Genomic DNA, 26,379 nt, shown 5'->3' with positions numbered 1-26,379 from the left:
TACTAGTTTCAATCCCTAATAGGGATTTAGATGAATTGCAATAAAATGAGTCATCTATCTCAAGTGGTCAGTCGTATGTTTCAATCCCTAATAGGGATTTAGATGAATTGCAATTTCTTTACCTATAACACACATATTGCAGAAGACTCTGTTTCAATCCCTAATAGGGATTTAGATGAATTGCAATCATAGCAAAATAAGAAAATGATAGAAGTCGCTCTGTTTCAATCCCTAATAGGGATTTAGATGAATTGCAATATAATGAGGAATACTCTGGCATTATTTCCTTGATAGGGTTTCAATCCCTAATAGGGATTTAGATGAATTGCAATTTTTAATCTTAGCTTATCACCACCACACAAGGATTGTGTTTCAATCCCTAATAGGGATTTAGATGAATTGCAATTATCTTGCCGAATTTGAGCAAGGCGGCGCTCGATGTTTCAATCCCTAATAGGGATTTAGATGAATTGCAATTTGTGTTAAAATATGACAAGTTACGCTTGACTTACTGTTTCAATCCCTAATAGGGATTTAGATGAATTGCAATTGCTGAACGTATAGGAGATCAGGAAGTTTCAGTAGTTTCAATCCCTAATAGGGATTTAGATGAATTGCAATGAGTTCCCGCTAAATGTCAAGATGTCACCATTGGGTTTCAATCCCTAATAGGGATTTAGATGAATTGCAATTAGTCCAATATTCCAGGGTTTTATTTATGATGAAGGTTTCAATCCCTAATAGGGATTTAGATGAATTGCAATCAGCGATCGCTCTTTTCATACTTTCAATCGACATGTTTCAATCCCTAATAGGGATTTAGATGAATTGCAATTTTATCTTCAAGCAGGTGATCCATATACTTCTGCTGCGTTTCAATCCCTAATAGGGATTTAGATGAATTGCAATAACTGCTCTAGCTCTAGCTGGAACTGCTGAGGCAAGTTTCAATCCCTAATAGGGATTTAGATGAATTGCAATTTCGGGAACTGATGCGGTAAGTTTTGCGTGGCTAAGTTTCAATCCCTAATAGGGATTTAGATGAATTGCAATTCAAATTTCAACTATTCAAAATGATGCTGAAATTAGTTTCAATCCCTAATAGGGATTTAGATGAATTGCAATTCTTCTGAAAAATCGCGCTTTCCCTCAATGTAGGTGTTTCAATCCCTAATAGGGATTTAGATGAATTGCAATGGTTCCGGTTCTTCCACCACTTCCTTTTTTCCAGCGTTTCAATCCCTAATAGGGATTTAGATGAATTGCAATTTCAATGGGTCAAAAAATACAAGGAAAATTTAACCGTTTCAATCCCTAATAGGGATTTAGATGAATTGCAATAGCGGCAGGCTGAAACTTAAGCTGTATTTAGTTTTCAAGGTGCAGTTGCGCGACTTAAGAGCAATCATAGCATTACAGAATTTGTTTGAAAAGAGTGCCAGGAAAATTTCAAAGCTGAAACCGTGTTTTGATCGGCATTTCAGAGATTGCGCGGATGAGGATCGGATAATTAATGGGTTAAAAGCCTTACTGGAACTGGGATAAAAGCACTTTTTTGGGGCTGGGTAAATTGTACACCTACCCTTCCGCGCATTTGACACACAAGAAATTAATTATTATGTGCCTGAACGTGCGACTTTTTCTTGACAACAGTTCCACAGAAAGAACGCTTAAACAGCAACCGAATAAATAATACGGTAAACTGATTCATAAATTGTAATATTTCTTGTTGTACTACTGTACTGATAACCAACAATAAAGTTTCCGCCAATTTAAGGTAAAGATAATGAAAGAAATAACACGCCGCAAATTTATCGCTACAACCACCTTGGCGACGGGTTTTGCTTTGGCGGTACAACCCATTTCTGCTCAAGTCACCACCACCAACGCTAAGGGATTGGTAGCTGGTGCAGTGAAAATTCCCGTCAAAGATGGCGAAATTCCTGCATATAGAGCAGTACCTGCCACTGGTGAAAATTTCCCAATTGTCTTGGTAATTCAAGAAATCTTTGGTGTACACGAGCATATTCAAGATGTTGCTCGTCGCTTTGCTCAGTTGGGATACTTAGCGATCGCACCAGAATTATTTATCCGTCAAGGGGATGTCACTAAGTTAAGTAGTATAGACGAAATTCGCCCAATTGTTGCCAAAGTACCAGATACCCAAGTGTTATCCGATCTCGATGCCACAGTGAAATGGGCTGTAAAATCAGCAAAAGGGAATGCCGATAAATTAGCAATTACAGGCTTTTGCTGGGGCGGACGTATTACCTGGTTGTATGCAGCACACAATCCCAAAGTGAAAGCAGGTGTAGCTTGGTACGGGCGACTCGTAGGCGATGCTACCAAACTTCAGCCCAAATATCCCGTCGATATTGCATCAAAACTGACAGTCCCCATTCTCGGACTCTACGGCGGCAAAGATACAGGTATTCCTGTTAATACAGTAGAGCAAATGCGCGATCGCTTAAAATCCAGCAGCAGCAAATCTCAAATCATCGTCTATCCCGATGCACCCCATGCTTTTTTTGCCGATTATCGCCCCTCCTACCGCGAGAAAGAAGCTAAAGATGGATGGAAACGTCTTTTAGCTTGGTTTAAGAAGTATGGCGTATCTTAACATCACACCTTATTAGAAAGCAGACTAATGGAAAAAAAATGCTTTTAACCCACAGAAGTGGGTTTTGTTTGTGTAGACGCGGTTTCTAACCCAATACGGTTCAGTTAAAGACTATTGGTAAAAAATTTTGGTTTTTTGAGACGCGATAAATCGCCGTCTCTACAAGTGTTTTGGTCTTATCTGAACTGCATTGGTTTCTAACCGCCCATTTTGCTTTGCGTTTACGGTATCACTCATGACGGGAGCGACTCCAATCATGACGGGAGCGACTCCAATCATGACGGGAGCGACTCCAATCATGACGGGAGCAACTTCACTCATGACGGGAGCGACTCCACTCATAACGGGAGCGACTCCAATCATGACGGAAGCGACTCCAATCATGACGGAAGCGACTCCAATCATGACGGGAGCGACTCCACTCATAACGGGAGCAACTTCACTCATGACGGGAGCAACTCCACTCATGTTGAAAGGCTTTTTTTAATTTTTAATTTTTAATTTTTAATTCCGCCTTGCGGTACTGGCCCGCATTTCTCACAAGCTTCAGGCGTTTGATGGAGCAGAGGGGCAAAGGGGCAAGAGGGGAAAGAACTTGGTATTTGAACTCTCCCCTGCTCCCCTGCTCCTTAAATATCCTCTTACCTTTACCCTTCAAATACCGAAAAATTACCGATATAAACTGAAAATTTAATAAGATAAAATTGCGAATTCTGCTGAACCGGAAGACTCTTTAATTGAGGCAAGCTAGCTATAGCAGCATCTTAAAGGAGAATATTATGCCCCGCCCAAAACGGACATCGCGTGTTTTAGAAAAAGCTGAGTTAAGATCGGCTGGAATGAAATCGATTGTTCCAAAGATCAAATTTGATGAAGATTATAATCTGGAAAAACTAATTGAGTCAATCGAGCAATTGCGGAACAAAATTGATGTTTATAACACTGCTCTTTCTGTAGTTGACTCTTCTAAAACTGAAATTGATGAAATGGAAAAAAACTTAAGTCAGCTTTCTGAAAAAATGCTGATGGTGGTTGCGATCAAATACGGTAAAGACAGCCGTGAGTATGAGATGGCGGGTGGTGTTCGCAATAGCGATCGCGCCCGCAAAGTTAGGTCGAGCCGCTTAAAAAATGTTGTAGAACAAGCATTAGATGAAAATGCTAAAACTGCATAAAAGTATAATATGGTGTGTTAGCCAAAAGCTAACGCACCTTTTTTATGGTATATTGCGGTGCGTCAAGCTAGAGCCACACTTAACAATTAACAATTAAAAATTAAAAATTAAAAATTATTAAGGCTACTTACAGCACTTCCCGAAGTTATAAGGTACATTAATTGCTCGAATTATTGTTTGTCTGTGTTAATAGTCTGTCAAGTTTAAATTGATGGGTAAGAAAGTTTGTAGTAAGCACTAAAGTGCTTACTACAAACTTTTAATTACTAGCTTGACTAATAGCATTCCAAGTATCTGTACCTCATAGCAGCAGAAAGTGCTGTATAGAGGTAGAAGCCTTAAAATCTTTTATTTACGATAAATGGTTTAAACTAATTATGAACAAAAAATTGGACGTTAGCAGCCTAGCAAAATCAGCAGATAATACAATATAGGACTAGTATTTGATTTTTGAAAAGATACGTAGGGTGTGTTAGCGACAGCGTAACGCGCCATTCTAAGCTTCTGGTGCGTTACGGAAGCCGTAACACACCCTACTATACTTAGATTTGTTCAAAAATCAAATATTATTCTTATACATATAGCTAGCGTCCACTAAAAGTTACTCATGCCGCAAAATAACCAAAAAACTGCTGTCGAATTCCGCGATGTCACTTTTAGCCGCAATCATCGCCCCTTGGTGTCAAATCTCAATTTCACCATCAGCCAAGGAGAAGCGCTGGTATTACTTGGACGCAGTGGTAGCGGCAAAACTACAACAATGAAATTAATTAATCGCCTATTTACACCTACACAAGGCGAAGTTTTTTTTGATAACATTCCCACAACTCAATGGGATGAAATTAAACTGCGGCGAAAAATTGGTTATGTAATTCAAGAAATTGGTTTATTTCCCCATTTCACTGTAGAACGCAATGTGGGTTTAGTCCCGGCTTTGGAAGGTTGGCAACCGAAACAAATTAAAACGCGGGTTTATGAGTTGTTAAAATTAGTGGGTTTAGAACCAGCACAATTTGCAGGGCGTTACCCGCACGAACTTTCGGGCGGACAAAGGCAAAGAATCGGTGTCGCCAGGGCTTTGGCAGCAGATCCACCAGTACTATTGATGGATGAACCCTTTGGCGCACTCGATCCGATTACGCGCCTAGAATTGCAACAAGAGTTTCGGCGTTTGCAACAAGAATTAGGCAAAACAGTTGTGTTTGTCACCCACGATATTCAAGAAGCTTTAGTTTTGGCATCGAGAATTGGTTTAATGGATGGCGGAGAGTTAGTAGTATTAGGGACAACAGATGAATTTATGCGATCGCAACACCCAGAAAGCCTAGCTTTTCTTGAATGTCTGCGTCCTTTCCAAGAAAATTTATGACTTGGGAATTGGGAATTGGATTTGGGGTAAAGGTTAAAGGGTAAAGGTTAAAGGTTTTTTCTTTCCCTTTTCCCCTTTCCCTTTTCCCTTTAACCGACAAATATTGCCCCCTACCCTCTGCTTTTTATGAAAGACTTCTTTCTCGTTAAGTATGCTCCAGAAATTCTTCAGCATACTCTAGAACACCTATTTTTAGTAGGTATTGCTATTGGAATTGCCATAATCATAGGCATTCCTTTAGGTATTTTAATTACACGGAAAACTTCTCTTCGCCAACCAATTCTTGGCATAGCCAATATTTTCCAAACTATTCCGAGTTTAGCAGTTTTTGGCTTACTCATTCCTATTCCTCTAATTGGCGGAATTGGTACAGTTCCAGCAATCATTGCTCTAACTATATATTCTTTGCTGCCGATAATTCGTAATACTTATACAGGTATTACTAGTGTAGATCCAGCGATTCGGGAAGCTGGCAGAGGTATGGGAATGACTGATAGACAATTGTTATTAAAAGTTGAAATCCCCTTGGCTATGGGAGTAATTTTGGCAGGTGTGCGAGTAGCAACGGTAATTGCAATTGGTATTGCAACCATTGCAGCCGCAATTGGTGCTGGCGGTTTGGGAGTCTTTATTTTTAGCGGCATATCAGTAGTGAATAATCAGTTAATTTTAGCTGGTGCAGTTCCGGCGACGGTAATTGCATTACTGGCTGACTATGCAATTGGCTGGTTGGAGAATAAATTAAAAATTAAAAGTTAAGCTAAATATTGTTTCAGTTGTCCTTTAGGCGTTGAAAATATTCTATGCTATTTGATGCGTTTAAAAAACGTAAATCTCCTAAAATCGAATTCGTTGAAACTAACCCAACTTGGCGCGTAGCTTGGGGAACGGCTAATGCAAATTATGAAAATATTGCTTGGCGAGATGAAAAATTTTCTGTAATTTTACCACGCACCGATTCTGAATTTCAGACTGAAAAATTAGCAATCAGTCCTGGAGGACGATTTGTTGTTGTTGGTGATATTTGGTTAACTAACAGAGTGCATTTACTGCAAAAGTTGGGAATTGAACCACATAGCTTTCAAGGAAATTCTTTACAACTAATTGCTTATCTTTGGGAACGATGGGGCAATGAAAGTCTTAGCCAACTTGTAGGGATGTTTGCGCTAGTGGTTTGGGATAGAGAAAAACAGGTGTTGAGGTTAGTCCGCGATCGCATCGGTGTTCGTACTATCTATTACACTACCACTGGTTCGGTTCGTTGGATTGCGCCTCAATTGAGAACTTTATCACCTCATCGTTCATCTGATTTAGATTTGGTGGCGTTGCGAGATTATCTCTGTTGTGCCTTTATTCCAGGCGAACGAACCCTTTGGGAACAGGTGCGCGAACTGCGACCTGGAACTGTTTTAGAATTTCCCGACTACAAAGTTGAGGCTTATTGGCAGCTTCAAGAAGAGATTACAGCTATAGATCAACCTTTATCATGGCATGGCGATCGCTTGCGAGAACTCCTAGACCAAGTTGTTCAAGAATATTTACCACCAGCAAATGAACCCGTGGGTGTTTTTCTTTCTGGCGGTTTGGACTCTAGCGCGATCGCGGCTTTAGCAGCGAAATTTCATCAAGCACCAGTTCACACCTTCTCGATTCATTTTGGTTCCGAATGTCCCAATGAATTAGAATTTTCCAGTCTTGTTGCATCCCATTGTCAGACGCAGCACCACATTTTAGAAATTACTTTTAAGAATATGTGGGAACACCTACAGTCTACAATGGCCTATTTAGATGACCCCATTGGCGACCCACTAACTGTTCCCAACCTTTTACTAGGGCGACTGGCGAGAGAAAGTGTAGAAGTAGTTTTAAATGGTGAAGGTGGCGATCCCTGTTTTGGTGGGCCAAAAAATCAGCCAATGCTAATTAATAGTTTATATGGTTCTGTCACCAATCAAGATGCATTACAAGCTTATTTAATTTCCTTTCAAAAGTGTGCTACTGACTTGCCGCAACTTTTAAAGCCAGAAGTTTGGCAAGCAGTACAAACAGCACCTTGGGTTTTTGAAGAAGATTTATACTCCGAAGCCAGCTATCTCAATCGTTTGATGGCAATGAACATCAAATTTAAAGGCGCTGACCAAATTCTGACTAAAGTTAGTAACTTGACTCAAGCAGCCCTTTTACAAGGTCGTTCTCCTCTATTTGACCAACGAGTAGTAGACTTAAGCATGAAAATTCCTCCAGAGTATAAGCTTTCTGGAGTGGAAGAAAAAGCAGTTTTAAAGCAAGCAAACGCAGATATTTTACCAAAGGCAATTATCCATCGTCCCAAAAGCGGCATGATGGTTCCTGTGCAATTAGGATTTAAGAAATATTGGCAGCAACAAGCCAGAGATTTATTGCTAAATCAGAATGCAGCTATCACTCCTTATTTGAACCAGTTACCAATTCGTAATTGGTTAAACTATCAAGGAGATACTTGGAGTCGTTATGGCGTAAAACTTTGGTTACTTGTGAGTTTAGAAATTTGGTTACAGGTGAATCGAAAAGCGTAAGTAGATAGGCGTGAAAAGTCCTGAGTGCTGAGTTCAGAGTGCTGAGTTAAAAGATCGGTGGAGAGGGATAGCCTGGAGCATTAGCCAAACAAAACAGGGCATTACTAACTTCTTCCCAATGCCCAATGCCCAATGCCCAATGCCCAAAAACTCCATCCCGCAAGTGGCGTGGAGTTTTTCATTGAGGTGCTTTCTAAAGGAGTCATAGCAAAAGCCTTGGTGTTTAGGACATCAACAGATGGTGAAACTTAGATGCAAAAGGACTTTTCACCCAGTCCCCAGTCCCCAGTCCCCAGTCCCTTGCTATATATAAAATTTATGTAAAGTTCAGTCTTATTAAGTACTAAAGTTCTATGGATTAAGACATAAATTTAACTTATGTATTGTGAAATAAATCTCCTTAATACAAAAGTATTTTTTTTATCTAGAGATAATATTTGTTTACCAAAAAGTCTCATACTGAAACCTAATTTCATCACCAAAACTGTCTTAAGCTGAAAATAGTTGCAATATGGACTAAAAAATAAGTAGTTTTGAAAATATATTGAATCACTACCTTACAAAAATAATTCAATGTATTACAAATTGCATTTATTGAGATTTTAAAGATTTGATAAATAAATTGATACGCTGTTTACTTTATGATAATTAAGTAATTAATAACTAAGTTTAAATACTGTTCGCTCAAAATATTTAAACTTAGTTACTTATCATTTGATGAATCCATCCAAGAATTTTCAGAGAATAAATTATCTAATTGTGTAAAGTAGATATCTTGTCTGTCCGTAATCACAGCAGGAATTTTCGAGCTAGCCTAAAAAAGTTAGATATTTTTTATTTGAACCTTCTTAATTCAATTAGTAATTAATGGATTTATAAAGAGGATTACTCAAATGATAAGTAATCTACATTTAACTGATAAATAGTTTATTGGCTAAGACTGAACTTAACTTAGTGAGAAATTCAAGAGAAATAAAATGGCATTTATTTTTGGCAGTACAAGTCCTGACAGTCTCTCTGGCAGTTCAGGAAGTGACACAATAGTTGGTTGGGCTTTTGGTGGTGATGCCACTACTACATCTGGTAATGACACCTTGAATGGTGAAGGTGGTAACGATTCCATCGCTGGTGGGAGAGGAAATGACAGTCTAATTGGTGGAGATGGCAGTGACACACTTGATGGAGGCATAGAAAACGACACCTTGAAAGGTGGTCAGGGTAACGACAGTCTAATCGGTGGAGATGGCTTTGATACCGCAGACTATAGCCAATTAAGTCAAGCTATTACCTTGTCAAGTGTTGGAAAGCTTCAAAAAGCTGGCGGTTTGGGGCAAGACACGCTCTTTAGAGTAGAAAAAATTGTTGCTAATGCTAATGTTGCTAACAACACCATAGATGCATCCGATTCTTCATCTGGAGTATCGATTACTGTTAACTTGCAAACCCAAAGTTTATCTGCAAATAATGTTCCTAATTTAGGAACATTAACATTTAGTGTAGTCAATTTTGATAATGTCAAAGGTACAAATGCAAATGACATTATTATTGGTGACGACCAAAATAACCAATTGTTTGGTAATGGTGGCAACGATAGTTTAAACGGTGGAAATGGCAGTGATACACTTGATGGAGGTACGGGTACTGATACATTGAATGGGGCAGCAGGCAACGATACTTACATCATTACCAGTGCTGGTGATACTATTATCGAGGCTGCTAATTCAGGCACAGATATTGTTCGGTCTTCTATCAGCTACACACTCGGTACAAATGTGGAAAACCTGACACTGACAGGAACTAGCCTCATCGGTGGGACAGGTAATACTCTTAACAACTTTCTCTTTGGTAATACTGCTAACAACACTTTGAATGGCTTAGAAGGCAATGACACCCTAGATGGTAATTTAGGCAATGATATCCTCAATGGTGGCGACGGCAATGATAGTCTACAGGGTGGGCCAGACAATGACATACTCAATGGGGGGGCTGGAGACGACATTCTCATCGGTGTTTTCCCTGAGAACCTGCTTCCACCTGGATTGAAAGAAACCGATACCCTCACTGGTGGGACTGGGGCAGATAGGTTTATCTTAGGAGACCTTGTAAATATTTTCTACGACGATAATAATAGTGCAAATCCTGGTTTGGACGACTACAGTACTATTACTGACTTCGACTCTAGCCAAGATTTAATTCGACTAAAAGGAGCGCCTCAAGACTACCGCCTGCAAGTTGTTGGTAGCAATACACGAATATTCGTAGACAAACCAGGAACAGAGCCAGATGAACTCATAGGTATTTTACAGGGGAAAACTAATCTCAGACTTGATAGTGATGACTTTCTTTTCGGTGAACTAGAAAATGCTGGAGAAGGTATAAATAATACACTGAGCAGCGCGGAAGGGTTGGGTTCTTTGTCATCAGGCTCAAACATTAATATCGAAGCTCAGTTAGCAACAGTTCAATCGGGGAATAATGAGGATTTTGACTTTTTTAAATTTACCCTAACAAATTCAGGAACTGTCAATATTAGAACAGTGACATCGGGAGATACAATTCTCGGATTGTTTAACAGTGCGGGGAATTTAGTAACTAGTAACGACGATGGTGGCGGTGGCAATTCGTCATTAATCAGCACTTTCCTAAGTGCAGGTACTTACTCAATTTCAGTAAGCGACTTTCCTGCCTTCCCCCAAAATGGCGGAACTTTCTCTAGTAGTGGCTTCGATCCTATTTCTTATACGCTACAAGTTAGCTTTACTTGAGGGATAAGAATTAAATAACATACATTTACCTCACCCTCAATCCCTCTCCTTATAAAGGAGAGGGAACAAAATTTTCCGGTTTCCCCCCTTTATAAGGGGGGATTAAGGGGGGTAATAATTCGATTCAAATCACGGCTAACTACTTTTAAAACATCCTCTAAGGACGTTGTTAGCTTAGAAAGTACTGACATCAAAAGGCAGATTGAGGGATACTTTTACTGCTAACTAAGGGGACACAACGATGTGTTCCACTACTTGTCGGGTTTTGGGGAAAAGGAAAAGAAAAAACCTTTAACCTTTACCCTTTACCCTTTAACCTTTTCCCCTTTTCCAATTCCGAGTTAAAAATGCACAAAGCGAGCAGTATTGCGATGTGTTCCCTTAATGCTGGATTTTACTTTTTAGCCCGCACACAAAAAAAGACGCAAAAGATAAATTTGCGTCTTTTTTGAAGATTTTGAAACTTAGAAACTGAATGTAGTTCTCAGTGCGCCAATTACAACATCATCATTGTCATTATTATGATCTGGGGATGTTAGCCAAATGACTCCTGGGGTAATGGTGATATTGTCAGTCACCTTGTACTGGTAGAACGCCTCAAGATGATAGGATGTATCCTGATCTCTATCTAATCCGGCAATATTAGAACTGGTTAATCTAGGCTCTACACCAGCGATAATACCTGCTAAGTTACCTTCTTTCCCAAGGTCGGGAAAGCCGAGGGTAACGGCATAGTTCCAAATGTCAACATCTCCACGATTCCCATTCAATATTTGGCTGTTGGTGTATCCAGCCCAACCACCCAAGACGATTTTATCAGTAATGCCAATGGATGCTTGAACACCGTAAGAATTACTAGAAAATCGTGAATCTAGTGTACCATCGCCATTTGTATCTAAGGGCGCGAAAGTTGCTGCATTGCTACCTGTGAGTAGTGGTTGGTTGTAAGAATTGATATAAGTAAAACCAATGGTAATGCGATCGCTTGGTTTAACTGTCAACTGTGCCAACGCACCATAAGAACCATTAAATAACCCATTACTAGGCGTAGGATCGTTAGCTGTACCGCTCAAATACCCTAAACTGAGTGCCAATTTATCACTGAACTCATAGTTTACTCCCAAACCCGCGCCGTTTATTTGGTTGTAAATTGGGTTGCGTGTACCAAAGGTAGACAAAGCACCAAAAGCGCCATCACCATCAAAGATATTAACAGTGGTGGTAAGATCGTCTGCTGCACCTGCATTGGCGATCGCAACAACCTCTGTTTTTTGGCCCAACGGAAATCTGTATAACAATGCATCTATAGAAGCATCAGTAGTACCATCCTCACCAGCAAAAAATAAATTGCCCTCTGGTGTACCAATGTCAGGGGTAAGAATATTATTAACCTGGATTCTGGTAAACAACGTATCTTTCCCAGTGAAACTGGTCACAAGTTCTATTCGCGCTCGTGCCCCTAAAGTTGTATTTTTATCTGTAATTTCTGCACCGTTAACTGTATTTCCTGACAAAACATCGCTAACCACAGCAACAACTTGTCCTTGCAGTTTGGTTGTGGTTGAGAACTGATTTGCTTCCAACTCAGCAGTTTTTGCTTCTACTGCATCTACACGACCTCGGAGTGTCGCCAGTTCTGCGGAAAAATCTGCTTGCAGCTTTTGTAATGTGGCTAAATCTTGTTTGCTAACTAAATCGCTTGTAGCTGTAGCAATCAGTTCGTTAACCCGATCGAGACAAGCATTCAAACCAGCAGCAAACTCATATCGCGTTAACGCCCGATTACCGCGATAAGTGCTATTTGGGTAGCCGGCAATACAGCCATAGCGCTCAACCAAAGACTGCAATGCTTGGAATGCCCAATCAGTAGGTTGTACATCAGAAAATTGAGATACGGAAGTAACTTGCCCCGTTATCTGAGTTTGTGTGTCTGGATTAGCTGAAACTTGCGGTTGATTAATTTCTGAAGCACCGGATATTTCACCTGCAAATACAGCAGTATTTAAAAATAGCATTGCACAGCAGACTGCTGGACTAACTAGCAGATATTTACAGAATTGTTGCATTTTTCTCCTCACACTGATCTCCAATTCACACCTAAAGCACGCTTATTTAACGTCTATTTCATGCAAATATTTGTCAGCAATCTTATCAGGAATAAGCAACCTTTTTAACAAAAAAAGTCAGGAAATCCTAATTAGTTAGGGAAAACTAAATTGCAAAGGCTGTACCACTTGACAAAATTTTGTTGTTACTCATTACACAGGAAACTGGGAATGATATCATGTGTTTTGAATGAGAATGAGAATTATTATAGTCTAGAGCTTAGAATAAGTCTCATAAACTTGCATCCATTTTGAGGAGAAAACACCCTGGTGACGAATTACAGAGGGCTAATAACAGGCAGACAAAGCGGCATCTTGTCCATGATGACTCTGCTAACGTTGTCAATGATTGCTGGCTGTAGCCAATCGAATCCGAATCAGGGAACAATACCTGAACAGTCGCCGCCAGCACAGGGGGCTGTATCCACCCCAGTAGCGCAGTTAGGAAAAACTAAAGTTGTGACGACATTTTTGCCGATATATTTGTTTACTAAGGCAGTAGCCGGAAATGTAGCAGATGTAGAAATTCTAGTCCCACCTGGTACGGAGGTACATGAATACCAAGCGACACCAGAAAATGTCAAAGCGATCGCAACTGCGAATGTGTTAGTAAAAAATGGTTTAGGTTTGGAGGGATTTCTGGAAAATACTGTCAAAAATGCCGAAAATACCAAGTTAGTTGAAATTGATGCCAGCATTGGTATTAAACCATTAAATAAAATTTCGCCTGTTGTGAAAACAGCGAAAGAGGAAGAAGACCACGACCACGCCCAAGGTAATCCTCACGTATGGTTAGATCCAGTTTTGGCAAAACAAGAGGTAACAAATATTCGAGATGGATTAATTGCTGCCGACCCTGCAAATAAAGCTACTTATGAAGCCAATGCTGCGGCTTATATTAAAGAATTAGAAAGTTTAAATAGTGAATTTCAACAGACTTTACAAAAAACTCCTAGTTGCACCTTTATTACCTTTCATGATGCATTTCCCTATTTAGCCAAACGCTATAACCTCAAGCAAGTTGCTGTAGTGCAAATTCCCGAAGATCAACTTTCACCAACGGATGTGCAAAATGCAATCAATGCAGTAAAAAAGTATAAAGTTAAAGCTTTATTTAGTGAACCAGGAGTAGATAACAAACTCTTAACTAGTCTCTCGAAAGACTTAAATTTAACTTTGCGTCCTCTGGATTCCCTGGAAACTGGCGAAACAGATCCACAACACTACCTTAAGGCGATGAAAGCTAACCTACAAATTCTGGAAACTTCATGTAAATAAGTTTGTAATTTGTAATTTGTAATTTGTAATTCCCAATTCCCAATTCCCAATTTCCAATGCCTAATGACATTGCTATTTTGAAAGTGGAAGGATTAACTGTCTATCAAGGCAGCTATCTAGCTGTTCGAGACGTTTCCTTTGAATTATTGCCAGGAACAGATACAGCCATTGTTGGCCCTAATGGTGCTGGAAAAAGTACCTTGGTAAAAGCAGTTTTAGATTTGATACCTCGAAGTGCTGGTACGATTGAAATGTTTGGTCGCCCAATTTCAAGGCTGGGGCGCTTACGTGATTTGTTGGGCTATATGCCGCAAAATTTCATCTTTGACCGAGGCTTTCCTATTTCTGTCAGCGAATTAGTCGGACTAGGATGGGTCAAGGAAAGAAAAAAAGGAGATTTATTTTTCTCCAAACTGTGGAGACAAGACAGAGAAAAATCAGCCGCAGTAGTAGAAGCTTTACGGCGAACCGATGCTTATCATTTACAGCATCAAGCTATTGGTACTCTTAGCGGCGGTCAACTCAAGCGGGTGTTGTTGGCTTATTGTTTGGTAATGCCTCGAAAACTATTGGTATTAGATGAAGCCTTTGCTGGCGTTGATGTCCAAGGTTCAGCAGATTTTTACGCTTTACTAAATGAATTAAAGCGGGAGGAAGGTTGGACGGTATTGCAAGTTTCCCATGATATTGATATGGTAAATCGCCATTGCGATCGCGTGCTTTGCCTCAACCAAAGCATTGTTTGTACTGGGAAGCCAGAAATTGCCCTCTCACCGCAAAACCTGTTAGCAACCTACGGCCCAGGTTTCAGTCGCTACCAGCACCAACATTAAGATAATTCGTAGTTCGTAATTCGTAATTCGTAATTCTTAATGACGTTCGCGGACTCGCTACGGTAATTCGTAATTCAATTTCCAGAATTAGTTAATGCCCATAAGTATGGATTATTTTTTCAATGATTGTCAGATAGCGGGGCTTGCGATCGCTAGTAGTAATGACTTGATAAAGTTGTTAGAATTTCCCTTTATGCAGCGTGCGATCGTTGGTGCTGTGTTAATGGGAATACTTGGCGGGATGTTGGGTAGTTTTGTCACCTTGCGCCAGTTGTCCTTTTTTAGCCACGCCGTTGGTCATGCAGCATTAGTAGGTGTGGCGTTAGGTGTGCTGCTACAAATAAATCCTACTTGGATGCTGTTACCTTTTACCTTGGTTTTCGGGGTTATTGTCCTCTACTTTATCGATAAAACCGACTTAGGTAGCGATAGCGTCCTTAGCATAGTACTATCTGGGGCACTAGCGATCGGTGTAATTCTTACAAGTCTAATTAAAGGGTATCGTGGCAGCTTGATGGCTGTGTTGTTCGGCGATATTCTAGCGATCGATACCACAGATTTAATATTGACGCTGCTAGTACTTGTGGGAGGTAGCATATTTTTACTATCAACCATGCGTCAGCAAATTTTATTGACCCTTAATCCCGATGTAGCCCAAGTTCAAGGTGTTCCCGTCCAATTGTACCGCTACGTGTTTGTGGTTTTGCTCTCACTGGCCGTTGCTGTAGCGATTAAAGCTGTCGGCGTTTTACTGGTGAACGCCTTTTTGGTTATTCCCGCCTCCACCGCCAAGCTGATGAGTCACCACTTTAGCCGCTTTTTAATCATGTCCGTGATAGTTGGTTCCATGAGCAGCATTGCTGGCATCATTGTCTCAGGTATTTTCAACTTTGCTTCTGGCCCAAGTATTGTTCTTGTCCAATTCCTGCTATTTATAGCCGTTTTCATCTGGTTTAAGCTGAATTTAAAAGCTGCATAAATCTTTTTTCTCCAAGGGCTTGCTATATTTTGGGATGTTTGCTACATTTATTAATCGTGGCTCACAAAAGCCCCAGCCGGGATAGCTCAGTTGGTAGAGCAGAGGACTGAAAATCCTCGTGTCACCGGTTCAAGTCCGGTTCCTGGCATACATTACAGCAGTAAAGCCTTCTGACATAAAAACTGACACACAGTTGCAAGCACTATACCAATTATGTTGGTTTAGCCATTGTTTTCTGTTACGGTTTCTGTGTCAGAGTAAGTCAAGTCGCGGCTATGCAATACTCATAAGTACTTCGTTAAAGAATAACGGAGTTAAATACTTCTGATATCAGTCCTGCTATAGGAATCCGGTTTGATTTTGAGAAAATATCCGTAGGATGTGAGCGCAAAGAGTACGGCACCAAACCCGCGATAATAGTGCGTTACGAACTCCGTTCTAACACACGCTACAATACCTAATTTCGTTCAAAAATCAAATAGTAATCCTATATTTTGTTTTAGATAGCCGCATACACCAAGTTTTTCTACCAGTTTTGTGTCAGTTGGTAGATGATAAGCAAAATGGTAGCGATCGCATATAGAGCTTTTTAAGCCCTTTACAGCGCATTAATTCCTCTTCTAATTTTTTAAATGGGCGAACCTACCAAATTTATTAATGATTAAATTGATTTTTCCATAATAAAATTTATCAGCTTTTGCCCTCTACGTTCTACCTCTTGCTGTTTCACAACAGTAAAATTCTGGTTTTCAAAAAACGGTTTAGCTGTAATACTAGCTTCTGTAAATAACTTTTCAATCCCTAAAGTTTTTGCTTTCGATTCAAGCTGTTCTAAGATTTTTTTACCAACCCCTTTTCTTTGAAAATCTTTATGGCAGTAAAAACGGTCAATATGTCCATTAGCTTCTAATTCCCCAAAACCAATAATTCTACCCTGCTCCTCTGCTACATAAGTAAACTTACTTCCTAAACTTTTAATCCAAAGGTCAATATCCATATTTGCTGATGCCCAAGCATCTACTTGTTCTTTTGTGTAATCGTGAATATTTACTTCATGAATAGTGTCGTAGAACAATTTCATAATTTCTTCAGTATCAGCTATTTCGTATATTCTTAATCTCATTTTTTTAAAACTAAATATGAATTCTATAGAAATATTATCAGTGCTGGTGAGTCCTTTGCCTTTATACAGCAGCAGAAATTACGCAAATAATACGTTAAAAGAAATACCGCTTTGCCTCTAAGTAAATTATCTTAGAAACTGTATAGTTTTACGCAAGTAGCACGCATAATTCCTCAGTTTAAAGCTCATATATATACATATAGTACAAATATACTAAATTGCTGTTAAAATGCCTTAAAAGTCAGCTAGCCTTACTTGAGGTAGTATGAAAAAAATTCTAGACACGGACAAAAAGCCCATTTTGCTGAAAGTTTCGTTATTGCAGCCTCCACCTGTAACTACTGCAATAGTCCCACTGCAACCCCAACAGGAAAAAATTATCAGTGAACGGGAGCGTTTAATAACACAAGTCGAGCGCATCAATCAGATGGCGCGAGAGTTAGAAGCAGCAATATTGGAGTTAAAAGCGATCGCTAACACACTGAATAGTCAAAAACGTTACCCACTATTGAAGAAAGAGATAGGCAAACACATTTGTCAGTATTTCGCAGTTAGCGTCCCTTGGATAAAACGAAAGCCTGATGAATCATTTATTTTGACAACGCGAAAAGTTGATTTATTCCGAGCCGAAAGGGAAGCTGCACTGTTAGCACAGCAACTTCGTCAACAAACCAAAAAAAGATTAGCATCGCAGCGAAATAGAAAAAACAAGAGTGGGGCGGAAGCTGACACAAGACACTTGTGCAAAAAGGCATTAATCAACAAATCGTAAGAATTCAGCACTCAGGAGTCAGAAGTCAGAATTTATACTGATTCTGGTATCAAGTAAGATATTGATATATCAAATCTCCACCTGATTCTTAAACTCTTCTGACTCCTGAATTCTGACAACAAATCTTAAAATTATCAACATTCAACGGCAGTTCACGCCTGGGGTTGTAACAGTTATGCTGATTGAAGTGGCAGAAGGAACTTCTTCGTTAAAATTGCTAGATACTACACTGCCATTGCTAATGGCCACCAACTATGGTTGCAATTAGACAAAACTGCCCTGATATTTGCACTTCCGTAAACCAAAGTGCAATATCAGGGAGAATCAATCAGCGCACAGAAGAGGTAAAAAGAAGGTGTTAAAGACACTTTTAGTAATTGCCGTTGGTTTCTTACCGTCCCTGATTTCTCTGTGGGCGATCCGTAAAACCCATACGCGATCGCGCTTACGGATGAGGCAAGCAGCCATGAATTTTTCAGTGGTGCAGGGACGGCAAAATCTTAGACCAGTTGAGAGCGATCGCTATTATTTAGAAGGGGTGGGTTATCTGATTGGCGACATCAGCTGCAAATTTAATGCTCGATCTGGCTACATGCGTTGTGCTGTCAATCCTGACGGCCCGTGTAACGGTTGCCGTCACTACGAACCAAAAGAATTAGCTGGCAATGAAAATAAGCTTTAACGCTTTTTATATTACTGTCATTAAATAATATACATCTTGCAAGCAATTTTTGTAGATTGAAAAAATCCTAAGTTAGTTAGCTCTCTATTTGAGAGATTTTTCTGTGCTTATATCGCAGATGTCAATTGAAGCAAGCTAAAAAGGTTCTACTTACCATAAAATAATTCTGGAGGGGGTTTAGTATTTTAAAACTTGTTTCTGGGTGCTTGGCTCCAAACAAGATTTCTTTAGCTTTGGCAATTGAGCAAGGCTTTGAAAAATATTCAAGAACAGAATCTTATTTTTCTTTTCTCAGAGATATAAAATAGCCTTAAGAGCCATCATTGACAAATTTATACAGGTAAAAGATTAAGGATGGATGGTACTTGTGTAAAAACTTGTAGAAATTTGTAAAAAATAGTAAAATTCTTAAGGTCTTACAGCCGCTATACTGAGTAATTTAGATTACTATAAGCCTATGTCATCAGCGAGGTTCCATGATTAACTTGTTTTAACAGGCTATTCAAGACATTATTAGCGATTTTCAACCTGCTATATTTTGAATTCTTTTGCTTTAGACCTGAATTATTACTTAAGAATTACATAGGTTAATGTGAATGAACCAAATGCAGATATTGATGTTAGGGGCTAGTCTAGAACAAAATGGAGGAATAGCATCAGTTGAAAAACTGATAATTCAGCATATTATTCACGATATTGAAATTCAGCATATCACCACTCATGACGAAGGATCGGTATACCACAGAATAATTGTTTTTGCTAAAGCTTTAGCAAAATTCTTAAGGATAATGCTTACTCAAAAAATAGATGCTGTACATATTCACATGTCTGATGGTGGTAGTGTTCTGAGAAAAGCTATTTTTTGTGTTTTTGCCTTGATATTTAATAAGCCCTTCTTGATACACGCTCATGGTGCAGAATTTCAAGTAACCTACGCTAAACTACCTCAACTAGCGCAAAAACTTTTAAATAAAGTATTTCAGCGTTGCCAAGGATTTATTGTTCTCTCAAAAACTTGGCATGATTACTATGTCTTAAATCTGGGTTTAAATCCGAAGCAAGTCATTATCTTGCCTAACCCCTGCGAATTACCTATACAGCTTCCCGATCGCCAAAATCGGACTCAAATCATATTGGTATTTTGTGGGCGAGTCGGGCAACGCAAAGGCGCATTTGATTTAATTCAGGCATTTGCTAACCTACCAGACAATCAAAAAAAATCTGCCCAGCTAATTCTAGCAGGAGATGGTGAAATCGAAAAAGCGCAGCAATTAGCTGTGAGCCTCAACCTAATAACTAATATAACTTTTTTGGGATGGATTAATTCTGAAAAACGGGATGAAGTGTTGTCAAAAGCAGATGTGTTTATTTTGCCTTCTTACAATGAAGGTTTGCCTATGGCGATTCTGGAAGCTATGGGTTGGGGATTACCCGTGATTTCAACCCCCGTAGGAGGCATTCCTGAATTAGTGATTTCAAATCAGAATGGTCTGCTAGTTACAGAAGGAAAGATTCAACAATTGTCAGAAGCTATTCAATTATTGATTGAAAATGAAACTTTAAGGCTCTCTCTGGGGAGTGCTGCAAGAAAAAGTGTTGAACCATTTGATATTAAAAACTATTCCATGCGTTTAGCAGATATCTATCGTTCCTTATCAAAAGTGAATTAAGCTGGAAATACTAATGAAAATCGACATTTGCGGGGTTGAAATTGATAACTACAATTTTGATGAAGTTGTAGAGAGAATTGTCAAACATATACTATCTAAGGGTAAGCCAGAATATGTAGTTACTCCTAATGCTATGCATATTTTGGCATTACAGGAAGATGCCAATTTTCGAGAAATTTATCGCAAGGCTTTTTTAGTAGTACCAGATGGGGTGTCGCTCCTGTGGGCAGCCAAGTTCTTACAAACTCCCCTTAATGGTAGAGTTAATGGTACAGATTTGTTCGAGAAACTATGCGCGATTGCTGCTGAAAAAGGATTAAAGGTCTTTTTGTTAGGAGGTCGCCCTGGTGCTGCCGAAAAAGCTCAAGAAATTCTTGTTGCCAGACAGGCTTGCAGATTGTAGGTACTTACTGTCCTCCCTACGGGTTTGAATCTCAGCCAACAATATTAGCTTCAATCAACTCAAAAATTGCAGAGGCATCTCCCGATCTTTTATTTGTTGGTTTGGGAGCGCCTAAACAAGAGAAATGGATAGCTGCTAATTATTTGCATTTAGGTATACCGATTTCTGTCGGTATTGGTGTCAGCTTTGAACTAGTTAGCAATATGGTGAAAAGATCGCCAGTTTGGATGCAAAAAGTAGGTCTGGAGTGGTTATTTCGACTTTTAACAGAGCCTCGACGCTTGTGGAAGCGTTATATCTTTGGTAATCCTGCTTTGATTTACTTGGTAATCAAACAGCGTTTAGGATTATTTAATAGTCAATACGGAAACATTGACTGCATGAATGATAATAAAATTACACACAAGGTTAAGTAATCAGAAGACGGTGTTTGAAAAGTTGTAAAAGTTGTAAAGTATAATATCACCCCTCTCCAACCTAAATTTCTCACAAGTGAGAGGCTTTGAAACCCCCATTCATCAACAAAAACTTTTCTCTAATCCTCTCCTAAAATAAGAGGATTAGGGAGAAATAAAAAAAACTTGAACATCAGGGTAAGTTTCAAAAGTTGCTGTTAATAACACTACTTTTCAAACATTCTCTAAGGGATTATCAACTTACTTTTTCCATCAAGCACATAATTTTTTAAGAGGTTGTTTTAAAAAAATTTAACTGTGACTTTAAGCACCTTTATATCTTCCTTAATTCCCTTGTCAATGAACTTTAGTTAAAGTGAGAAATTTAGATAAATCTAAAATTTTTGATACCGATAAAAGGAATTCTTAAACATTCTTTAGGACATGATTTTTAAAGTAAATCTTACATTGTAGAGTACATCATGGCGGAAATAAGCCTACTATCTGAAATAGGTAAAAAGCTTGCAATATTAAGTATTTTTTGCTTTTAATTTCTGTACTAATTTTTACCATCTTAAACATAAAATATTTACATATAGGACTACTTTTTGATTTTTGAAAAGATACGTAGGGGAGCCAGTCGCGTGGGCGGGTTTCACGACTTGAGTGTTAACGTAGCGGTAGCGACGCAGGAGCGTCACTGGCGTTGCGTTAGCGACAGCGTAACGCACAATTCTTAAGGCTTTGGTGCGTTGCGGCTTACGCCTAACATATCCTACAAATACTTAGATTTTTCAGAAATCAAATATGATTCCTATAGCTGTAATGCATCCTTCTTTTGTAGCTGTGAATAGTTAAATTATTATTAATTATAATAAATTGAATGACAAATACTTGGAATCTTTTTATTTGCATAATCAAATAAAAATGATTTAATAAAATAAAATTCTTGCAAAAATATAAATCTGCCTAATTTAGTTTGCAGACCTTATTGATTTTTGCAGAACATCTAATAACTGCATGATTATTTAACGATGAATAACGCGATCGCTCAGACAACAGCATTAATATCAACTTGCGCTTTGCTACTAACAGGCTGTGGTGGTGGCGGTGGCTCTGTAACTAATACTCCAAACAGTACTACAAGTAACACTACAACTAACACTGCTCAGACAACAACTACATCGGGTGCTATTCCCATTGGTATCGCTCTAGCACAAACTAGCAACGTAGCATTACTTGGTCAAGAGGGATTTGTAGGAGCTAGGATTGCCGAAAAGTATTTCAATAGCAAAGGTGGCATTAATGGCACTCCAATTAAATTAATAGCCCAAGATACTAGCGGTGATGAAGCTGGAGCAATTAACGCTTTTCAAACTTTAATTAACAAAGATAAAGTTGTCGGGATTGTTGGCCCCACTTTATCACAGCAAGCTTTTAGTGCTGATCCCATCGCCGAGCGTGCTAAAGTTCCAGTTATTGGAGCATCGAATACCGCAAACGGAATTCCAGAAATTGGTGATTATGTAGCTCGTGTATCTGCCCCCGTTTCTAAAGTTGCCCCTAATTCGTTGAAAGCTGCACTCAAGCAGAATCCTCAAATTAAAAAAGTAGCAGTTTTTTACGCCCAAAATGATGCTTTTAACAAATCAGAAACGGAGATTTTTCAACAAGCAGTTAAAGAACAAGGGCTAGAACTAGTAACAGTTCAAAAGTTCCAAACTACTGATACAGATTTTCAAGCCCAAGCTACCAATGCAATTAACTTAAAACCAGATTTAGTAATTATTTCGGGACTAGCTGCTGATGGTGGTAACTTAGTGCGGCAACTGCGAGAACTGGGTTATAAAGGTATAATTATTGGTGGTAACGGTCTGAATACACCCAATGTTTTATCAGTGTGTAAAGCCCTTTGCGATGGCGTGCTGATTGCTCAAGCTTATAGTCCTGAATATCCTGGTGAGATTAATAAGGTATTTCGCCAAACTTACATTGAGCAATATAAGAAAGAACCAGCCCAATTTACAGGTCAAGCTTTTGCGGCGGTGCAGGTATATGTTGAAGCTCTTAAAGAGTTGGATAAAAAGACCAAAGTTAGCACATTACCTCTTGATAAACTGCGGACAGAATTGAACAAGCAAATCATCTCTGGAGAGTATGATACTCCTTTAGGTAAGATTGGTTTTACACCAGTAGGTGATGTGGTTCAAAGTGAATTTTATGTCGCCCAAATTAAGATGGATAAAGATGGAAACACTGGAAAATTCGTATTTATAAAATAGTTGCAACATGGATATAACTCTATTTTTGCAGCAATTTTTAAACGGATTATCTATTGGTAGTATCTATGCAATTTTTGCATTGGGATATACCTTAGTCTATTCTATTTTAGGCATCATTAATTTAGCTCATGGTGCGATTTTCACTTTGGGCGCATATTTTACCTATGCTCTCATGGGTGGTAGCTTTGGATTTAATGGCTTACTAGCGAATGCAGCCTTGCCGATTAAATTACCATTTGCTATAGCCTTGATTTTAGGAAGTACTTTAGCAGGATTGATCGGGGTTGTGATGGAACGGGTTGCTTTTCAACCTTTACGCCGTCAAGGATCTGATCCCTTACTAACTGTTGTTTCCAGTTTGGGGGTAGCAGTGGTAATTGTGAACTTAATTCAGTATTTAATAGGCGCAGAAAGTTACACATATCCCGCAGATACTTATGGTAATTTACCACCTTCGATTAACTTTGGTACTCCAGAAAAGGAAATTCCTATTCGCACCGTTCAAATAATAATTTTTGCTGTATCTGTTGCGATTGTGGCAATTATTACCTACTTTATAAATCGAACTAAGTATGGTAAAGCAATGCAAGCGATCGCAGAAGATCCAACTACAGCTAGTTTATTAGGGATTAATAGCGATCGCTTTATCATCCTCACATTCTTCATCAGCAGTTTCTTAGCAGGATTAGCAGGGACTTTAGTTGCTTCTAGTGTTAGTATTGCTGGCCCATATTTCGGTATTGCATTTGGATTGCGGGGTTTAGCAGTAATTGTCTTAGGCGGTTTAGGTAGTATTCCCGGCGCAGTTTTAGGAGGATTACTCATTGGGTTAGTTGAAGCTTTTGTGCCGGCAGAATATTCCGGTTACAAAGAAGCCGTAGCCTACGGAATATTATTTATCATGTTGTTAGTTAGACCCCAAGGCTTGCTAGGTCGTCGGTTTATTCAAAAAGTTTAAAGAGACGTAGCGCGATGAAAACATACACCAAACAAAAATTAACTTTTGATGATTTTTTGGAACAGTGCCCAGAAGAAGGCTTGTATGAACTTGTAGATGGAGAAATTGTAGAAGTGCGTGCAACTAGAAATCATGATGATGTCGCCAATTTTATGTTGTTTGGTTTAAATGATGAAATTAGACGACTCAACCTCAATTATGTAGTTAATAACACAGCAGTTTTTAGAACTGTAACTGCCAATGGAATCGAACAAGGACGCAAGCCTGATGTAAGTGTTATAGATAAAGATGTATGGCGCTCAAATCGTTCTGCTTATTCTGCACTTGAAGAACCCATCCAGTTAGCTATCGAGGTAACATCAACTAATTGGGAAGATGACTACATTGATAAATTGGATGAATATCAACGGTTAGGTATTACAGAATATTGGATTGTAGATTATTTGGCAATTGGTTATAGAGAGTATTTGGGAAATCCCAAAGTTCCGACTGTGTTTGTTTTTGTATTAGATGCTGAGGGTAAATATCAACGCACATATTTTAGAGGTTCTGAACGAATCGTGTCACGAACTTTTCCTGAACTGGCGTTAACAGCAGAGCAAATATTAACAGCTTAATCAAAATATTTTACAATGGCTGAATTTTTCTCTACTTATGAATCACCATTAGTCTACATGGTATTGGAGGCTTTATTAGGATTATCGCTTTATTTACCACTAATGGCTGGACAACTATCTTTGGCAAGTCCAGGATTTTATGCTTTAGGTGGATATATTGCCGCGATTTTATCTACAAAAGTTTTCCCATCTAGTAATAATTTATTTCCGATTCCATTACTTTTATTAGAAATGTTGATTGCTGGTTTAATCTCCGGTATATTAGCTGTAATAGTGGGAATTCCGGCATTAAGGTTACGGGGAATTTATTTAGCGATCGCAACTATTGCTTTTGTAGAAGTTTTACGAGTTGTATCCTTAAATTTAGATATTACAGGCGGTGCTGTCGGGATTTTTGGTATTCCTCAACCATTCCAAAGCCAAATAGAATATTTGTGGATTGCCATACCATTACTATTAATTAGTATGGTGTTATTTTACCGTTTAGAACGCATTCGCGCAGGTAGGGCATTCATTGCTATCCGCGAAGATGAATTGGCTGCCAGTGCAATGGGAATTAACCCCACTTATTACAAAGTTTTAGCTTTTACTCTCGGAGCAATTCTTGCCGGAATTGTAGGTGTCATCAGCGCTCATTTTCTCAATACCTGGAATGCTAGACAAGGTACTTTTGATGCCAGTATTACCTATTTAACAATTGTGCTAATCGGTGGTTCTAGAACTTTTTTAGGTTCGGTTGTCGGTGCTATTGTATTGAAAATATTATTAGAAATCGTTTTACGAAGAATAGCCGATATAGCGGGATTACCCAATTGGTTATCCCAATTCTTCCGAGATGGAAGATTAATTATTTATGGTATATTAATAGTTTTAGGAACTATATTTTTCCCCCAAGGATTTGTAACTCCAGATATTTTAAAAAAGTGTAAAATTGTATTGATAAAGTTAATTTCAAAAATATCCAAACAGACAACTTAATAAACACAAAAGCCAGGACTAAAATGACAAATGACAAATGACAAATAATATTGTTTTAGAAGCCAAATCACTAACTCGCCGCTTTGGGGGTTTAGTGGCGGTGAATAATGTATCTTTTACAGTCAATCAATATGAGATTTTTGGATTAATTGGCCCTAACGGTGCTGGTAAAACAACACTGTTTAATTTGATTACAGCTTTTATTCCCCTTTCTAGTGGAGAATTACGCTATCAAGGTGCTAATATTTCCCAGCTACGCCCGCATCAAATTGCAGGTTTAGGTATTGCTCGGACTTTTCAAAATATTCGCTTATTTGGTGAATTATCAGCATTAGAAAATGTCATAATTGCCCGACATTTGGATAATAAAAGTAATCTATTAACAGGAGTTTTGGGATTACCACCAGCCCGTCGGGAAGAGAAAAAAAGCAGGCGAAAAGCTTTACAATTATTAGAAATGGTGGGATTGAGCGATCGCGCTGACGAAAAAGCCAAAAGCTTTGCTTACGGCGATCAGCGTCGGCTGGAAATTGCCCGCGCTTTAGCCTTAGAACCGCAAATCTTACTCCTCGATGAACCTGCGGCGGGGATGAACCCCAACGAAAAGCAGCAGCTAAGTGAATTTATCCGTAGTCTGCGAGAACAGTTTAATTTGACGATCATCTTGATTGAACACCATGTACCCTTGGTTATGGGTTTGTGCGATCGCATTGCCGTGTTAGATTTTGGGCAATTGATTGCATTGGGTGAACCATCTGTAGTTAGAAACGATCCGGCTGTGATTGAAGCTTATTTGGGAAATGATTGATAGCTAACTTGA

At 38.9% G+C, this 26,379-nt stretch carries 22 protein-coding genes, 1 tRNA gene and 1 CRISPR repeat array (1 of these 24 cut by a window edge); of the genes, 20 read left to right on the top strand and 3 right to left on the bottom strand.

Annotation, left to right across the window (positions count from 1 at the left end; genetic code table 11):
- A CRISPR array of direct repeats spans positions 1-1,341; the repeat unit is 37 nt; unit sequence GTTTCAATCCCTAATAGGGATTTAGATGAATTGCAAT (it extends 787 nt beyond the left edge of the window).
- 445 nt (positions 1,342-1,786) lie between these two features.
- Entirely contained in the window at positions 1,787-2,620 is an 834-nt protein-coding gene (locus RMZ41_RS08620) for a dienelactone hydrolase family protein (RefSeq protein WP_322644484.1), read from the top strand.
- A 159-nt stretch (positions 2,621-2,779) separates the two neighbouring features.
- Here RMZ41_RS08620 and RMZ41_RS08615 read toward each other — a convergent pair whose 3' ends face one another.
- A complete protein-coding gene (locus RMZ41_RS08615; protein WP_322644485.1) occupies positions 2,780-3,088 on the bottom strand; it encodes a hypothetical protein in 309 nt (102 codons plus the stop codon).
- Between the two features lie 311 nt (positions 3,089-3,399).
- Between RMZ41_RS08615 and RMZ41_RS08610 the strand changes: the two genes are divergently transcribed.
- The 5 genes from RMZ41_RS08610 (at position 3,400) to RMZ41_RS08590 (ending at position 10,484) form a co-directional block, all read left to right on the top strand.
- Positions 3,400-3,795 carry a hypothetical protein gene (locus RMZ41_RS08610; protein WP_322644486.1) on the top strand — a complete coding sequence of 132 codons (396 nt, stop codon included), beginning with the start codon at positions 3,400-3,402 and terminating at the stop codon, positions 3,793-3,795.
- 607 nt (positions 3,796-4,402) lie between these two features.
- On the top strand, positions 4,403-5,164 hold the full coding sequence (locus RMZ41_RS08605; protein WP_322644487.1) for an ATP-binding cassette domain-containing protein: 762 nt from the start codon (positions 4,403-4,405) through the stop codon (positions 5,162-5,164).
- 126 nt (positions 5,165-5,290) lie between these two features.
- A complete protein-coding gene (locus RMZ41_RS08600) occupies positions 5,291-5,923 on the top strand; it encodes an ABC transporter permease (RefSeq protein ID WP_322644488.1) in 633 nt (210 codons plus the stop codon).
- A gap of 44 nt (positions 5,924-5,967) precedes the next feature.
- A complete protein-coding gene (locus RMZ41_RS08595) occupies positions 5,968-7,719 on the top strand; it encodes an asparagine synthetase B family protein (protein WP_322644489.1) in 1,752 nt (583 codons plus the stop codon).
- Positions 7,720-8,696: 977 nt separating this feature from the next.
- On the top strand, positions 8,697-10,484 hold the full coding sequence (locus RMZ41_RS08590; protein ID WP_322644490.1) for a DVUA0089 family protein: 1,788 nt from the start codon (positions 8,697-8,699) through the stop codon (positions 10,482-10,484).
- 464 nt (positions 10,485-10,948) lie between these two features.
- Here RMZ41_RS08590 and RMZ41_RS08585 read toward each other — a convergent pair whose 3' ends face one another.
- Positions 10,949-12,550: an iron uptake porin gene (locus RMZ41_RS08585; RefSeq protein ID WP_322644491.1), complete on the bottom strand. Its 1,602-nt coding sequence runs from the start codon at positions 12,548-12,550 to the stop codon at positions 10,949-10,951.
- A gap of 360 nt (positions 12,551-12,910) precedes the next feature.
- Here RMZ41_RS08585 and RMZ41_RS08580 point away from each other — a divergent pair, with 360 nt between their 5' ends.
- The 4 genes from RMZ41_RS08580 to RMZ41_RS08565 all read left to right on the top strand — a co-directional run bounded on the left by RMZ41_RS08580 (position 12,911) and on the right by RMZ41_RS08565 (position 15,827).
- Positions 12,911-13,867 carry a metal ABC transporter substrate-binding protein gene (locus tag RMZ41_RS08580; protein ID WP_409875003.1) on the top strand — a complete coding sequence of 319 codons (957 nt, stop codon included), beginning with the start codon at positions 12,911-12,913 and terminating at the stop codon, positions 13,865-13,867.
- Between the two features lie 56 nt (positions 13,868-13,923).
- Positions 13,924-14,700 carry a metal ABC transporter ATP-binding protein gene (locus RMZ41_RS08575; protein WP_322644492.1) on the top strand — a complete coding sequence of 259 codons (777 nt, stop codon included), beginning with the start codon at positions 13,924-13,926 and terminating at the stop codon, positions 14,698-14,700.
- Between the two features lie 106 nt (positions 14,701-14,806).
- Positions 14,807-15,679: a metal ABC transporter permease gene (locus RMZ41_RS08570; protein WP_322644575.1), complete on the top strand. Its 873-nt coding sequence runs from the start codon at positions 14,807-14,809 to the stop codon at positions 15,677-15,679.
- A 75-nt stretch (positions 15,680-15,754) separates the two neighbouring features.
- Positions 15,755-15,827 (top strand) — tRNA-Phe (locus RMZ41_RS08565).
- A gap of 513 nt (positions 15,828-16,340) precedes the next feature.
- Here the strand turns inward: RMZ41_RS08565 and RMZ41_RS08560 are convergent.
- Entirely contained in the window at positions 16,341-16,802 is a 462-nt protein-coding gene (locus RMZ41_RS08560; protein ID WP_322644493.1) for a GNAT family N-acetyltransferase, read from the bottom strand.
- A gap of 265 nt (positions 16,803-17,067) precedes the next feature.
- Here RMZ41_RS08560 and RMZ41_RS08555 point away from each other — a divergent pair, with 265 nt between their 5' ends.
- The 10 genes from RMZ41_RS08555 (at position 17,068) to RMZ41_RS08510 (ending at position 26,367) form a co-directional block, all read left to right on the top strand.
- The gene (locus RMZ41_RS08555; RefSeq protein ID WP_322644494.1) at positions 17,068-17,574 is read left to right on the top strand and encodes a hypothetical protein; all 507 of its coding nucleotides are present in this window, start codon (positions 17,068-17,070) and stop codon (positions 17,572-17,574) included.
- Between the two features lie 355 nt (positions 17,575-17,929).
- Positions 17,930-18,256 carry a DUF6464 family protein gene (locus tag RMZ41_RS08550; RefSeq protein ID WP_322644495.1) on the top strand — a complete coding sequence of 109 codons (327 nt, stop codon included), beginning with the start codon at positions 17,930-17,932 and terminating at the stop codon, positions 18,254-18,256.
- Between the two features lie 605 nt (positions 18,257-18,861).
- Entirely contained in the window at positions 18,862-19,926 is a 1,065-nt protein-coding gene (locus RMZ41_RS08545) for a glycosyltransferase family 4 protein (RefSeq protein ID WP_322644496.1), read from the top strand.
- 13 nt (positions 19,927-19,939) lie between these two features.
- Entirely contained in the window at positions 19,940-20,329 is a 390-nt protein-coding gene (locus RMZ41_RS08540; protein ID WP_409874964.1) for a WecB/TagA/CpsF family glycosyltransferase, read from the top strand.
- Positions 20,317-20,745, top strand: a complete 429-nt coding sequence (locus RMZ41_RS08535) for a WecB/TagA/CpsF family glycosyltransferase (RefSeq protein ID WP_409874962.1) — start codon at positions 20,317-20,319, stop codon at positions 20,743-20,745. The genes RMZ41_RS08540 and RMZ41_RS08535 overlap by 13 nt, the downstream gene beginning before the upstream one ends.
- A gap of 1,013 nt (positions 20,746-21,758) precedes the next feature.
- The gene (locus RMZ41_RS08530; protein ID WP_322644498.1) at positions 21,759-23,006 is read left to right on the top strand and encodes an ABC transporter substrate-binding protein; all 1,248 of its coding nucleotides are present in this window, start codon (positions 21,759-21,761) and stop codon (positions 23,004-23,006) included.
- A gap of 7 nt (positions 23,007-23,013) precedes the next feature.
- Positions 23,014-23,964 carry a branched-chain amino acid ABC transporter permease gene (locus tag RMZ41_RS08525; protein WP_322644499.1) on the top strand — a complete coding sequence of 317 codons (951 nt, stop codon included), beginning with the start codon at positions 23,014-23,016 and terminating at the stop codon, positions 23,962-23,964.
- 14 nt (positions 23,965-23,978) lie between these two features.
- Positions 23,979-24,581 (top strand): Uma2 family endonuclease, encoded by a 603-nt coding sequence (locus tag RMZ41_RS08520; RefSeq protein WP_322644500.1) that lies wholly within the window; start codon positions 23,979-23,981, stop codon positions 24,579-24,581.
- 15 nt (positions 24,582-24,596) lie between these two features.
- Entirely contained in the window at positions 24,597-25,559 is a 963-nt protein-coding gene (locus RMZ41_RS08515; protein WP_322644501.1) for a branched-chain amino acid ABC transporter permease, read from the top strand.
- 37 nt (positions 25,560-25,596) lie between these two features.
- Complete coding sequence (locus RMZ41_RS08510; protein WP_322644502.1) at positions 25,597-26,367, top strand: ABC transporter ATP-binding protein; 771 nt, start codon at positions 25,597-25,599, stop codon at positions 26,365-26,367.
- Positions 26,368-26,379: the final 12 nt, after the last annotated feature.

The organism is Nostoc sp. DedVER02 (genome assembly GCF_034530675.2).
In the GTDB taxonomy this organism is placed as follows: Bacteria; Cyanobacteriota; Cyanobacteriia; order Cyanobacteriales; family Nostocaceae; genus Nostoc.
This window is presented reverse-complemented; position numbering and strand designations above follow the sequence as displayed.